The 13,386-nt window shown below is 37.0% G+C and carries 12 protein-coding genes and 4 tRNA genes; 14 read left to right on the top strand and 2 right to left on the bottom strand.

Going from position 1 to position 13,386, the window contains the following annotated elements; genetic code table 11:
• Positions 1–114: 114 nt before the first annotated feature.
• The 4 genes from A1704_RS18770 (at position 115) to A1704_RS18755 (ending at position 4,794) form a co-directional block, all read left to right on the top strand.
• Positions 115–1,866 (top strand): alkaline phosphatase D family protein, encoded by a 1,752-nt coding sequence (locus A1704_RS18770; protein WP_062675564.1) that lies wholly within the window; start codon positions 115–117, stop codon positions 1,864–1,866.
• 218 nt (positions 1,867–2,084) lie between these two features.
• On the top strand, positions 2,085–2,723 hold the full coding sequence (locus tag A1704_RS18765) for a hypothetical protein (RefSeq protein WP_131797542.1): 639 nt from the start codon (positions 2,085–2,087) through the stop codon (positions 2,721–2,723).
• A gap of 160 nt (positions 2,724–2,883) precedes the next feature.
• On the top strand, positions 2,884–3,933 hold the full coding sequence (locus tag A1704_RS18760) for an MBL fold metallo-hydrolase (RefSeq protein WP_062675562.1): 1,050 nt from the start codon (positions 2,884–2,886) through the stop codon (positions 3,931–3,933).
• A gap of 12 nt (positions 3,934–3,945) precedes the next feature.
• Entirely contained in the window at positions 3,946–4,794 is an 849-nt protein-coding gene (locus A1704_RS18755) for a GLPGLI family protein (RefSeq protein ID WP_062675561.1), read from the top strand.
• 52 nt (positions 4,795–4,846) lie between these two features.
• Here A1704_RS18755 and A1704_RS24555 read toward each other — a convergent pair whose 3' ends face one another.
• Positions 4,847–5,686 carry a DUF4822 domain-containing protein gene (locus tag A1704_RS24555; RefSeq protein WP_065119682.1) on the bottom strand — a complete coding sequence of 280 codons (840 nt, stop codon included), beginning with the start codon at positions 5,684–5,686 and terminating at the stop codon, positions 4,847–4,849.
• Between the two features lie 268 nt (positions 5,687–5,954).
• Between A1704_RS24555 and A1704_RS18745 the strand changes: the two genes are divergently transcribed.
• The 10 genes from A1704_RS18745 (at position 5,955) to A1704_RS18705 (ending at position 12,616) form a co-directional block, all read left to right on the top strand.
• Positions 5,955–6,668: a DUF434 domain-containing protein gene (locus tag A1704_RS18745; protein WP_062675560.1), complete on the top strand. Its 714-nt coding sequence runs from the start codon at positions 5,955–5,957 to the stop codon at positions 6,666–6,668.
• A 3-nt stretch (positions 6,669–6,671) separates the two neighbouring features.
• Positions 6,672–7,322, top strand: a complete 651-nt coding sequence (locus A1704_RS18740; protein ID WP_062675559.1) for a hypothetical protein — start codon at positions 6,672–6,674, stop codon at positions 7,320–7,322.
• 177 nt (positions 7,323–7,499) lie between these two features.
• Positions 7,500–8,864 (top strand): SDR family NAD(P)-dependent oxidoreductase, encoded by a 1,365-nt coding sequence (locus tag A1704_RS18735; RefSeq protein WP_062675558.1) that lies wholly within the window; start codon positions 7,500–7,502, stop codon positions 8,862–8,864.
• 88 nt (positions 8,865–8,952) lie between these two features.
• Positions 8,953–9,024, top strand: a tRNA-Gly gene (locus A1704_RS18730).
• Positions 9,025–9,026: 2 nt separating this feature from the next.
• Positions 9,027–9,102, top strand: a tRNA-Ala gene (locus A1704_RS24550).
• Between the two features lie 13 nt (positions 9,103–9,115).
• Positions 9,116–9,188, top strand: a tRNA-OTHER gene (locus A1704_RS24545).
• Between the two features lie 10 nt (positions 9,189–9,198).
• A tRNA-Pro gene (locus A1704_RS18725) sits at positions 9,199–9,270 on the top strand.
• A gap of 23 nt (positions 9,271–9,293) precedes the next feature.
• On the top strand, positions 9,294–9,803 hold the full coding sequence (locus tag A1704_RS24095) for a hypothetical protein (RefSeq protein ID WP_062675557.1): 510 nt from the start codon (positions 9,294–9,296) through the stop codon (positions 9,801–9,803).
• On the top strand, positions 9,790–11,715 hold the full coding sequence (locus A1704_RS18715) for a hypothetical protein (RefSeq protein ID WP_062675556.1): 1,926 nt from the start codon (positions 9,790–9,792) through the stop codon (positions 11,713–11,715). Before A1704_RS24095 ends, A1704_RS18715 begins: the two co-directional genes overlap by 14 nt.
• Positions 11,716–11,830: 115 nt before the next feature.
• Entirely contained in the window at positions 11,831–12,616 is a 786-nt protein-coding gene (locus A1704_RS18705; RefSeq protein ID WP_062675555.1) for a TatD family hydrolase, read from the top strand.
• Positions 12,617–12,668: 52 nt separating this feature from the next.
• On the opposite strand, the gene deoD is transcribed toward A1704_RS18705, so the two are convergent.
• Positions 12,669–13,379 carry a purine-nucleoside phosphorylase gene (gene deoD, locus A1704_RS18700; RefSeq protein ID WP_034693505.1) on the bottom strand — a complete coding sequence of 237 codons (711 nt, stop codon included), beginning with the start codon at positions 13,377–13,379 and terminating at the stop codon, positions 12,669–12,671.
• Positions 13,380–13,386: the final 7 nt, after the last annotated feature.

Genomic DNA, 13,386 nt, shown 5'->3' with positions numbered 1-13,386 from the left:
AGCATAAAACTTACTATGCATAACATTAAACATTTGTTTAAAAAACCATAAAATACATTTAAAATTTAGTTAACAATTTTCTTCTTCATATACCGTTGCTTTGCAAAAAAAGTAATGATGGAAAACAACCACCAATTCAACAGAAGAAGATTTCTTAAAAATTCACTATTGGCAGCCGGAGGAATTTTTCTTGCTCCTCTTATCGAAAGTTGCAGTGACGATTTTACTGAAAATGGAAATGCTCCCGATAATCTCCAAAACGGAGGTTTTGAATCCGGGGTCGCAAGTTTTGATCCGAGTGCAACAGGAATTATTATCTGGACCCGATATTCAAAGGGAACGGATGCAGAAATTACATGGGAAATTAGCAAAAACAATACTTTTTCGGAGGTGGTAAGAAGAGGGCAGGCCAATGCTATGGCAGTAAATGACTTTACTATAGCTGTAGATGTACAGAATATCTCTTCTAACACAAAATATTATTATAGATTCTATAACAGTAAGACCAAAGAAGTGAGTGTGACAGGAGAAACCCTTACTTTACCTTCAAAATCGGATGCTGTAAGTGAAGTGAAAATGGCAGTGGTGTCTTGTTCCAACTTTCCTGCAGGACTTTTTAATGTATACGGTGCAATTGCAAAATCTGAAGCTGATGTTGTAGTACACCTTGGAGACTATATTTATGAATATGCTCCGGGACAATACGGAACAAATCCTTACACCAATCAGTTAGGAAGAGCTCATCAGCCGGCGAAGGAAATTCTTAACCTCAGCGATTACAGAGAAAGATACAGGCAGTACAGAGGAGATAAAAATCTTCAGCTTCTTCATCAGAAAAAACCGTTCATCTGTGTTTGGGATGATCATGAATTTGCTAATGATACCTATAAATCCGGAGCAGAAAATCATCAGCCCAACGAAGGCGATTTCCAGGCAAGAAAAATGGCGGCTTTCCAGGCATATAGCGAATATATTCCTCTTAAAACGGGAAAAGATATGAGAATTTACAGAAGTTTCAATTTCGGGAATATCCTTTCACTATACATGATGGATACAAGGGTGATTGCAAGAGATAAGCAAATGGAATATTCCGATTATATTGATAGCACTGGGAATTTTAATCAAATACAGTTTAAAACAGATTTTTTAAGCACAAACAGAAAACTAATCGGAAATGAGCAGATGGCATGGCTGGGCTCTCAGATCAATAGCGATACTGCAAAATGGAAAGTGCTGGGCCAGCAGATTTTAATGACTAAAATGATGGTTCCAGCAGAGTTATTGATGCTGCTGAATCAGATTCTTGCAGAAATTAAACAACACGGAAGTGCACAGCCGGCTACCATGCAGGCCCTTCAGAATACCATCACTCAACTGATTATTCTTAAAACAAGACACCAGCAGCAGGATCCAACACTGACTCCGCAGGAAATTGCAAGAATCACAACTACTTTACCATACAATCTGGATGCATGGGATGGATATTTTATGGAGAGGGAACAACTTTATTCTGTTCTTGCAGGGAAAAATGTAGTGGTATTAGCGGGAGATACCCACAATGCATGGTTAGGAAAACTGAACGATGCACAAGGGAAGTTTATCGGAACAGAATTGGCTTGCAGTTCCGTTTCTTCTCCTGGCTTGGAAGGATATCTGGGAATAACTTCAGATCCTGCAAAAGCGATAGAACTGGCTCAGGCATTTTCATTACTGATTGATGATCTGGATTATGCCAATCTTTATAAAAGAGGATATCTGCATGTGAAATTTACCACTGGAAGTTCTACTGCAGAATGGAGGTTTGTAGACAATGTCATCTCTGATACTTATAATGTAAGTACAGAAAAGACCTATACGATATTATAGTTTCGATAATCATATCTTATTTTCAATTAAGTAAAAAGAGTCACGGTGTACTGCGGTGGCTCTTTTGTATTATAGTTTGGAAGCTGGAAGCAGGAGGAGGGAAGCTATTAAGATCATAACTGCTTACTGAAGGTTATTTACTTTTTTTGTATCTTGAACAGATGCAAGAGGATGTAAGAAAAGATTTTTTGCCATTAGTTTCTAAAACATGCTGGTTCATGACCTGGCTGACCAGGACTTTTGGGGGGCTTTTATTGTTGGCAGCGTTTCTGATCATAGTGGGATTGCCTGTTGTGATGAGTGATAAACCGGTTATATTTGTTATTGTAGCCATACTATACTATCCGGCACTTGCTTTCGGTTTATATCGTTTTTTTCTTTACCAAAGGAGAATCAGAAAAAGAATTGTCAGAAAGATAGAGGTTGATGATAAAGGAGTTCACTATGAGAGAGCCGATGGAACAATAGATAAAATTTTGTACAATAGCCTGAAAAAATATTCCTTTTCTGATGAATATGATGTGAGTATCAGTCCAAGGCATAAAACTTATATATTGAAAGTAAATAACAATGGCTCGGTAGCAGACGTTGATTTTAATAGAATGGATGCAGGCTACACTACTTATATTGGAAATTTGAGAGCTTTACGAAGAAGATACATCCAGGGAATTGTGTATTTTCGACCAGATTTGCGAATAAATCCTTTGGTTTATGAGGTCTATTATATTAATCCTGTTGATTTTACTTTCGATCGTAAAAAGTTTTGGACAGAATGTGGGAAGATTTTGGTAATAATGATACTATTCTGTTTAATATTAGGAACCATCATGCTCGGATTTGTTAAATGGCTTTTTTAAGAATCTTTCATTGATTAACGAAGAATTTTAATTTCATATCCTTTAATTTTATTTTTATATCTCAAAATCTTATGCTTATATTTATTTTATATTAAGGTTTTCCGGTTAATAAAACAGGGTGTATTCTCTGGAAACTATGACTGGATTTAAAATTAAATGAATGAAAAGTTTAAAAAAGCAGCTCGGACAGTTTCCGGATGAAAAAAGGAAAGAATATTTCAATACACTACCGAATTACCTCAACGGGCGATTTCAGAATATATTAACAACCCCGGCGCTGTTAGAAGGAGAAAGCATGACTAAGTTGCTCCTTCAAAGCTTGTGCAAAGTAGAAAATACATCACCAAAAATCGCTCTCCCGTTTATAGTGACTGACCTTAAGAATCTTCGTCCGGATGAAAATGTGTTGGTATGGTTTGGGCACAGCTCCTATTTTATACAGCTGGATGGAAAGAAATTTCTTATAGATCCTGTTTTCAGTGGAAATGCTTCTCCAATGCCCGGTTCTATAAAAGCTTTTCAGGGGGCAGATTATTACAAACCGGAACATATGCCGGAAATAGACTTTCTGCTTATTTCCCACGACCATTGGGATCATCTTGATTATAAAACCGTTCATGAATTAAAAGATAAAGTAGGTAAAGTTATTTGTGGTTTGGGAACCGGACAGCATTTCGAATATTGGGGCTGGAGCTTTGATAAAATTATCGAAAAAAACTGGTGGGAAAGTATAGACATTGCAGAAGGCTTCAGAATTACACTCACTCCGGCAAGACATTTTTCCGGCAGATTGCTGAACCGTAATATCTCACTCTGGACTTCCTTTGTTTTAAAAACACCTGCGAAAAATCTGTTTTTAGGCGGTGATAGCGGTTATGGAAATCATTTTACAGAAATAGGGGAAAAATATGGACCATTTGATTTAGCCGTAATGGAAAATGGGCAGTATAATGAAAAATGGCCCTATATTCATACGCTGCCAGATCAGTTGATCACAGAAATAAAAGAACTGAAAGCCAAAAATTTTATCCCGGTACACAATTCTAAATTCAAACTTGCCCAGCACATCTGGTATGAACCTTTGGAGCTCGCTTCGAAACATGCAGAAGAAAATAATATACCTATAACCCTTCCGATGATTGGAGAAAAAGTAGATCTGGATCAGTTGGGAACTACAGTCTGGAAAAAATGGTGGGAAGACTATATATAATTAAAACCCTTTATGTACTACTATAAAAAACTAATAACATTATTGATTTTGCTTTACAGTATTTTATCATACGCTCAATCCTATGAAAAAGATACTTTGCAGGGAGATTTTACATACCGCTTAAAAGGCAGGTTAAATACACAAACAGATTACATTCATGAGGAGCTGTTCTCATTACAGGTAAGTAATAACCGGGCATTTTTTACAAGTGTTCAATCTCTTAAAAGAGATTCGGTGATAGAAAACTCTCTGCAGACAACAAAGAATCCGGATGGAAGCATTAGTCTTAGCCTTGCAGGAGTATCAGTACCCAAAACAAGATTTCTCTCCACCATATTACAGACCAATGAAAATATACAATATTTCCAGTTAGCCGGAATGTCATTGCTTACGTATAAGCAACCCGTTATGAACGGCTGGAAACTTATTAATGAATCAAAAATAATTAATACACTACACTGCAAAAAAGCCGAACTCAGCTATAGAGGAAGAATCTGGGTGGCATGGTATTCCACTGAAATTCCATTTCCCTATGGTCCCTATAAATTTGGTGGATTGCCGGGACTGATCATCAAAATAGCTGATGAAACAGGAGATTTTGATTTTGAACTTGTAAAATCCGTACCCACTGCTGAACTAAAAGGTAAGCCTGTTAAGATTAATAAAAGAAGATATACAGAAGCCATAGAAACTACACAGCCAAAACTGGAACAGGCATTAAAGACTGCCAGAGAAAATGCCGCTGCTGTACTGGCAAGCTATGGAACGACAATTTTAAAAGGGCAGGAAATTGTACGACAAAAGCAAAGAGAGCAACAACAAAACCTGGCATATGATAATCCGATAGAACTGGAAAAATAAAAACCGGTCCATTATTGGCCCGGTTTCTTCCTTCTTATCAAAAAAATAATCACTACAAAGGTTCTTTATGATTGACCTTGGAATGAATAATATCGTAAAATACAGATGGATTTGCAACATCAGGTGTAATTCTGTAAGTAAATGTTGTTTCGTTCAGTACCAGAATATCTACAACACGGGTAAAAGTAGGAGTGGTAAGTGTTCTTTTCTTTCCATCCGGAGAGATAGACCATGTTCCTTCGGATCTTAATACATCATTTAACCCAAAAATTTTAAAAGTTCCGTTGGCCTTGAAGTAAGAATATCCCACAAATCCGGCTACACTGGCATCATTTAATGCAATATTATTTCCGCTTTTATCCTTAGCTCCAGTAGTTTCCCATGGAGTAGAAGCCAGGGTAAGCTGCCCGTTCGTTGGCTCCGCATGAGAGGTTCTTGTATGGATGATATCATAGTAAACTGACTGATCGCTGGAGTTAGGACGAATTCTGTAGGTGAACTCATTTCTGTTCAAAACAAGAATTTCAACATCACGGGTGAAAATAGTAGTCCCATCCGGGTTTAATGCTGCAATAGTTCTTGTTTTACCCTGAGCATCTACAGACCATGTTCCCATAGATCTTAATATGTCAGTCAGATTATAAATTGCAAACTTTCCATCTGCTTTGAAGTAAGCAAAACCTACATATCCGGCTACGCTGGCATCGGTAAGGGCTACATTATTTCCATTTTTATCTTTGGCTGCTGTAGTTTCCCATGGAGTAGAAGACAATAGCTGTGAGGGAGTCTGTTGTTCAATACTTATTTCATTGTCATCACTTGAGCATGAAACAAAAGATGCTGATAACAGTATAGCAGCAGACAGATAACATAATTTTTTCAGTGTATTCATAAGGGTATTTTTAAGTCTTTGCAAACTTATCCCTAATCAATGTTAATATGTTGTATAAAATATCTCTTTTGTTGTAAAAAACATAACAGATCCCAGTTCAGAATGAGAAAAATGGTATTATGTCCAAAATTTGCATCAAAAGTACCCAATTCCCATCCTTTGGAGGGGTGGCGAAAATTCAAAGAATTTTTGACGGGGTGGTTTTTAGCATTATTTATTAAAATCAATTTCTTACCATAAAAATTCACCAAAAATTCTATTTTTGAATATGAATAACAGAAACCGCGGAAAAAATACTGGTGATGATACCTTATTTGGCTCAGAAAATCAGATCTCCAAACTGAGACTGGCTGTTGAAGACATGCAGTATCTGTTGAGCAGAGAGTATCCGGAAAAAGCGGCTTCTGATCTTGTGGGTAACAGGTATCGACTGAAAACCCGTCAGATACAAGCATTGAGGGGAGCGTCAGCATCCATTCAACAGCTTGATAACAGACAGTTGAAGCATGTTGGTACTTCAGATTTGAAAGATAAAACGGTATATCTTGATGGGTTCAATGTTCTTATTTTACTGGAAAGTCTGCTTTCCGAAGCTTATGTTTTTGAAGGATTGGATGGCTGTATCCGTGATCTTTCAGGTGTGCATGGAACTTATAAAAGAGTGAATCAAACCTTAAGAGCAGTAGAATTGGTAGCTTCTTTTTACCGGAAAAGTCAGATTGATCAATTGGTATGGATCTTTGATAAGCCGGTTTCCAACAGTGGAAGAATCAAACAGATTATTCTGGAATTTGCCGAAGAGCATCAGCTCAATTGGGATGCAGATCTGCAATACAATCCCGATAAATTCCTGGCAGAAAGTTCAGCCATCGTTATTTCCTCAGATGCCTGGATTCTGGACCACTGTAAAGAATGGTTTAATCTGATCGGATATTTGATTACAGAAGAAAGTATTCCTGTTAATCTGATCAAAATGAAGTAAAATATGAATCCGTTCGAACCTTATATTGCCCTGTTCTCCGAAACATGGAAAAGCCAATACAAAGCCATTTTAGCACAAGAACATCTGAAATATCTGGAAAAAAATATCCAGAAGTTTAAGGACAATACTTTAGAATTGCACCTTCCTTATTTTAATGAAGAAATAATTATTGACAGGAAAGAAAGCTTTGAAAAATTGATGAAGATTCTTGATAATAATGATTCAGATGAGGTAAAAGTTCAACTTCTGGAAGAAATTCCTTTTGAACATTGGCTGAATGTTTTAGGACAAAGGCTCACCTCTGCCAGCATCCGTGATGAAAATGCTATTCCGCCTTTGAAAGCAACGTTGATCAATGCCTGCAAAGAACCATTCAACAATGAAATTACCATTGCACAAAGAGCCTGGGAAAAGCATATTGGAAGAATGGATGATGATTTCTGGGGAGAGATAAAAGGAAATAACCAACAGAAGCAGGAAAAAGTAATGGCAAAAATCAATGACATCCTTGATCATAAAACCTGGTGGAATGTTTTCTTCCATTACAAGCATGAGCTGGTTTTTGAAGTCCGGGAAAAAGAAGGCCATGGAATTCGTTGGAGTCACGGAGGAACAAAGCTGATCGGTTTTCTCGAAAAATTTATCAACGAATAAATACAAACATCTGTGTCATTTGTGAAATCTGTGGGAAAAAAAGTTCCCGCAGATTATGCTGCTTTTACTCATAAAACTATTGCACCTTTTCGTTTTTCGTCTTTTTTATCTTAATTTTTAACTGCGTAAAAACATTGCGTACCATGCTTCTAGTTTTGCAGACATAAAACAGAAGCTATGAATCAATCAGAACAAAAATTTTCAGCCGACGAATGGGAAATATGTCTCAAGGTACTTAATTCCTTGAAAGAAACCCCTTTCCTGAACCCTGATAATAAAACATTTTCAGGACTGATTACCAAAATTCATAAAAATGCCAAAAGACAAAGCCGTCATGAAAACTATTCTGAGATGAGGTCTCATGATCTGGCGATAAATTCCAATGCGGTACTGATGCAGAAAGCATTGGCTGGTATTTCTGCTTTTTATGATGATGAAAAGGAAGAAGTGAGACTTACAAAGCTTCAGATTCCCAAAAACTGCTACTGCTGTAACCAAAGTTATCAGTATGCTCATTCTTTCTATTCCAGATTGTGTCCCGTATGTGCCGGAGAAAACTATGAAAAGCGTTTTGAAACAGCTGATCTTACGGGAAGAAATTTAATCCTGACAGGAGGAAGAGTGAAGGTGGGTTTTGCTACTGCATTGAAGGTGTTGAGAAGCGGGGCCAATTTGGTTTTGACAACCCGTTTTCCGGCATTGGCAATGGAGCTTATGCAGCAGGAGGCAGATTATGAAAACTGGAAAGACAGACTTTGGATCTATGGCCTAGATCTTAGAAATCTGAAGGCAATCCAGGATTTTATTGATTTTTATAAGTTGAATTTTGATACGCTGGATATTCTGATCAATAATGCAGCCCAGACCATTAAATATCCCGACGAATACTATCTGCCAATTATAAAACGCGAAAAAGAAAAACTGATAGCATTTAAAGATATTCATACCCTGATTCCAAACCACACGGAAATTTCAAATGAAACAGCAAAACTGGAATATGCTCAAAATGAAGAAACGCAGGTTGCACTTACCCGTTTTGGACAGCCGGTAGATAACAGAGAAAAAACAAGCTGGAATTCTACGCTGGAAGAAGTTTCTATGTTTGAATTGGTAGAGGTGAACCTCATCAATCATATTGCCCCTTATTTTCTGATCAAAGAGTTGAAACCATTGATGAAAAACTCTGCTTTTAAAGAAAAATTTATCATCAATGTCACTTCATCAGAAGGAATTTTCAGCTACGAAAATAAGACGATTTTTCATCCGCACACCAATATGACAAAAGCAGCTCTGAATATGATGACCCTCACTTCTGCAAAAGAATTTGAAAATGATCAGATTTATATGAGTGCCGTAGATGTGGGGTGGATTTCTACAGGAGCCAAAGAAAGTCTTAGAAAGAAACAGTTTGAGATGGGATATATTCCCCCGCTGGATTCTGTGGATGGGGCGGCCAGAATTATGCACCCTGTGATAGAAGGAATAAAAGGAAATTACTTCAGTGGAGTTTTATTGAAAAACTATAAAGTTCATACCTGGTAAAATCCATACGGAGATAATAGTAATAATGGAAAAATACATTTTGCTAAAATGAGTTGCAGGTTCGATTCCTGCTTATCTCCCAACTATTGAAACGGTAGCTCAACGGAAGAGCTTTGACCATCCACGTCAACGGCTGCGGGTTCGATTCCCGTCCGTTTCACAGGAGTACATAGTTCAAAAGGAGAAGAATACGTCCTCAGCAGGGACGAGCTGCAGGTTCAAATCCTGCGGTACTTCCAATGCAAACAATGGAGATAATAGTTTAACGGAAAAATGATTCCCTGCCCGGAATTGATGCACGTTCGAATCGTGCTTATCTCCCCAATCAGAAAGTCAGAGCAGTAGCTTAATCTGGAAAAGCATATCCATGGAGGATAGGTTGCCGGTTCGATCCCGGTCTCTTTGGCTTTCATTTTAAAATATTATACCATGCTTAAAAAACTATTGATTTATCTGAACATTATTGATGAAATTCAGGTTCCGGTACCTATACAGAGGAGGGATAGAACTCCAATGGAAAAAGCGTTGGAGCGTTCGAGAACTGAAATGCTGAAAGAAAGAAGCAGGACTATGCAGGAGCAAAAAAGAGAAGCCTCAGAAAGTTTAGTGAAAGGAAAGAAAGTGACAGAATCTATTCTCCCCGTAAGAGAAAGGAAAACCAACAGAAACTATTTGAACAGAATTAATAATCTGGCAGAATATACAAAGGATTATAAAGAATATTGTCTTGAGAAAACAAGCAACCAGCATATGTTGAAAACAGAACAATATCATATTTATGCTAAAAGCGGAACTACAGAAGCATTTCAGATTTCTGAAGATGCCTTTATCACCCATAATGAACATAAGATGCTGCGGATAGAAAGTGATTACTTTGTAAAGTATATCCAGCAGGAATATAACCCGATAACTCAAATCATAGAAAATGCATACGACTGATACCATAAGAAAATATAAAATATTCTCCGAAGAAGACTGGGCGGATATTGTTTTTGATAAATATGCTTTGATAGAAGTTTATGCTAAAAACATCACCTTTCATTGTACAGAAATAGAAGGAAGCTTGTATTTGCGTGGTGAAGGCTGCCGCTTTCCGGAGTTGAAATATATCGCTGGAAATCTTTCTATTGATGCAAAATATTGTGAACTTCCGGTACTTGAAACAGTAGAACGTCATTTTACCATGCATTGCCATACCATGATGAATGAGCTTAGAAAAGTCAGAGGTAATTTTAAGTGTATTGTGGATGCCACTTTTAAAAACCTGGAAACGATCGGAGGATGTATTGCTGTAAAGAATGCCACAGTACATACCAGAAATGGAAAGTTGCTGAAAACAAGAGATGTTATTCCTGTTCAGTACCAGTTTCAGGCAGATGAGCTTTTGAAAGATGGTATTTTTGATATCAATATTCTTGGAGATAATATTATAATTCCTCACCGGGAAATACGTGGTAAAATTACCATTGTAGGGAAAAATGTTTCATTCCCGAATCTGGAATTTGTTCATGGTAGAATAAGGAGTGAATATCATATCGGACATAAATTTACCCATCATTTTCCCATGCTGAAGAAGTTGATTGGTAACCTGAAATTTGAAAATACCGGTGTCTCATTTCCGGTACTTCAGGAAACCAGCGGAAGTATTCATATGGAAAACGGTTCTTATGTCACTTTTCCGGCACTTGAAAAATCCGGTAATATAATGCTCAATGGAGGAAGTAGAGGGGCATTTCCGGTTTTGACTGATATTATTGGAAATTTCATGTATAATGGTTCTGAAAAGTGCGAGCTGAATGCTCTTCGATATGTGAAAGGCTTTTTCAATACCTATAATACGTTCGCTCCTAACATTGCTGAAGTGGGAGATCTGATTATCCATGAAATCTATCGTTTTGAACACCTTCAAAAAGTGAACGGGAAAATTCAGTTTTTGTATAATGTGAACCCTGCAACAGATTTTAAATCGTTGGAGTATCTTGGGGAATGGGGAGATTCCAGAATGAAAGACCTGAAGTTTCCTGCGCTGGAATGTATCAACAATTATTTGTACGGTACCTATGATGGCTTTGAATATATCGCAAAGAATATTTATTTTAAAATAAATAATAATCTGCATCTTACGAAAGATTATTTCATTATTTCACGGACATCTTTCCCTTATATTTTCCAGGAAAAGCGCTATCATATGAGAAAACTGGTTGCGATCTTAAAATTAAGACACAGCAGCTTTCAGAATTTCAAAACCCGTGAGTATGAAAGACAATGGGAGTCTTTTAATACTCCATTTTTTACAAAGGTTTTAGGAAAAATTGAAAGTCTCTGGACAGAAGTGGAGCCGATGAAATATGAGGAATTCTTTAAAGCAGAAGACCGGAATTTTAAACTGTTCTGCTTCAGTTATTATGGCGTAGGAAATCTGATGAAAAAACTTGAATCCAGAAAGATCAATGAAAAAGAAATTGAAATTGCCTACGAGGAGTATGATGAAAACGGAAACGAAAAACTAACCCAAAAAGTTAACCGTTATGAAGTACATGAAATTGAAAACCGTAAATTGGGAGTGTTCATCTGGGGGAGCAGAGCAGAATATTCTTATGCAGTGAAATGTTGGTGCCCATCTACGGAAAAAGAACACTGGCTGTGGATAGAATCCGATTATAAATCCGATGCTTTAACGGCCATTGCATCTACCTTCAGAATACACAGTAATCTGATTCCTTATATAAAATGCTTGAAGAGACAGGGAGATCTGCTCATCTGCGAATTGAAAGAAAAAGTAACTCCTACCGGAGAAATACGACCTCTTACAGCTTCAGAATACTTTAATCTTCTGAGAGCAGAAACATAAACAAGAAACAGTAGTTTAACTGGAAAAATATTCCATTCAAAGGAAGGTCATCGGTTCGAATCCGGTCTGTTTCTATTTTTTTAACTAAAAGTAACCAATAATAAAAAGTAAAAGAATGAATACTTATATTGATATTGGCATTAATCTGACCAATAAACAATTCTATAATGAACACGAAGAAATTATTAACCGTGCTTTGGACGAGGGGGTTGAACATATGATTCTCACCGGAACCAGCATACGTGGAAGCAAAGAATCTGCGGAAATTGCACAAGAATATCCCGAAATTTTATTTTCAACAGCCGGAATTCATCCCCACGATGCCAAATCTTTTAATGGACAAAGTATTGATGAGCTCAGAAAACTATTAAAGCAGGATCATGTGATTTCAGTAGGAGAGTGCGGATTGGATTTTGACCGTGATTTCTCTCCCAGACCTTTGCAGGAAAAATGTTATCAGGCACAGCTTGAACTCGCCATTGAAGTAAACAAACCCCTTTTTCTTCATGAAAGATCCGCATTTAAAAGATTTAATGAAATCACAGATGACTGTCTTTCAAAGTTACCTGAAGCCGTTGTACACTGCTTTACCGGAACATTGAATGAAGCAAAAACTTATCTGGATAAAGGATTTTATTTAGGATTTACAGGAGCCATCAGTGATGAGAAAAGATTTAAACACCTTGAAGACGTTATAAAATATGTCCCTCTTGACAGGATGATGATTGAAACAGACGCCCCATTTATGCTTCCGAAGAATATGCCGAGAATGCAGAACAGAAGAAATGAACCTTCATTTTTACCTTATGTAGCACAAACCATTGCCCATCTGAAGAAGATCAGCATTTCTGAAGTGGCAGATGATACTACAGAAACAGCCAGAAATTTTTTCAGACTATAAAAAAGAGCTCTACTGATGAAGTAAAGCTCTTTTTTTATAATGAATTTATTTCTTACAAACTCTTTATAGCCGATTCCAAAGCTAGTTCCATCATTGGATTCAAAGCTGTTTCTCTTTCATCTGCAGAGATTTTTTCGTGGGTAGGAATAATATCCGTTACCGTAAGAATAGTCGCTGCATTTTTTCCTAAATGCTGAGCATTGGCAAATAAACCAAAAGCTTCCATTTCTACTGCAGGACAGTTGTATTTGGTAGCAATTTCAGGAGTGTTAGGATCTTTTCTGTAGAAAATATCGCTACTATGGATATTGATGGCTTTAGCATTTAAAGATAAATCTTTAGCCGTTTCGTTGATGGTATTAAAGATATTCCCCTGGTGAGAAAGGATTTCGTCTTCAATTCCCCATGCATATTTGGCATACGTACTTTCACTGGCAGCTTTGTCAATATTTAAGATGTCAAAAAGTTGAAGATCTGTATTGTAAGCACCACAAGTCCCGATTCTGATGATCGTATCTACTTCATATTCTGTAAATAACTCAAAAGAATAGATTCCTATACTTGGGAAACCCATTCCACTCGCTCCTACAGTGATTTCTTTACCTTTATAAAGCCCTGTATAATAAAAAATACCTCTGGTTTTGCTTACCAGTTTAGCATTTTCTAAATAATTTTCAGCAATATACTGTGCACGAAGCGGATCCCCCGGCTGCAATACTACTTTAGCAATTTCTCCTTTTTTTGCACTGATGTGAATACTCATAATGTTT

It is taken from the genome of Chryseobacterium cucumeris, assembly GCF_001593385.1.
Classification (GTDB): domain Bacteria; phylum Bacteroidota; class Bacteroidia; order Flavobacteriales; family Weeksellaceae; genus Chryseobacterium; species Chryseobacterium cucumeris.
This window is presented reverse-complemented; position numbering and strand designations above follow the sequence as displayed.

Coding starts and splice junctions, on each gene's coding strand:
- A1704_RS18770 (WP_062675564.1), top strand. CDS start 115: ATGATGGAAAACAACCACCAATTCAACAGAAGAAGATTTCTTAAAAAT.
- A1704_RS18765 (WP_131797542.1), top strand. CDS start 2,085: ATGACCTGGCTGACCAGGACTTTTGGGGGGCTTTTATTGTTGGCAGCG.
- A1704_RS18760 (WP_062675562.1), top strand. CDS start 2,884: ATGAAAAGTTTAAAAAAGCAGCTCGGACAGTTTCCGGATGAAAAAAGG.
- A1704_RS18755 (WP_062675561.1), top strand. CDS start 3,946: ATGTACTACTATAAAAAACTAATAACATTATTGATTTTGCTTTACAGT.
- A1704_RS24555 (WP_065119682.1), bottom strand. CDS start 5,686: ATGAATACACTGAAAAAATTATGTTATCTGTCTGCTGCTATACTGTTA.
- A1704_RS18745 (WP_062675560.1), top strand. CDS start 5,955: ATGAATAACAGAAACCGCGGAAAAAATACTGGTGATGATACCTTATTT.
- A1704_RS18740 (WP_062675559.1), top strand. CDS start 6,672: ATGAATCCGTTCGAACCTTATATTGCCCTGTTCTCCGAAACATGGAAA.
- A1704_RS18735 (WP_062675558.1), top strand. CDS start 7,500: ATGAATCAATCAGAACAAAAATTTTCAGCCGACGAATGGGAAATATGT.
- A1704_RS24095 (WP_062675557.1), top strand. CDS start 9,294: ATGCTTAAAAAACTATTGATTTATCTGAACATTATTGATGAAATTCAG.
- A1704_RS18715 (WP_062675556.1), top strand. CDS start 9,790: ATGCATACGACTGATACCATAAGAAAATATAAAATATTCTCCGAAGAA.
- A1704_RS18705 (WP_062675555.1), top strand. CDS start 11,831: ATGAATACTTATATTGATATTGGCATTAATCTGACCAATAAACAATTC.
- deoD (WP_034693505.1), bottom strand. CDS start 13,379: ATGAGTATTCACATCAGTGCAAAAAAAGGAGAAATTGCTAAAGTAGTA.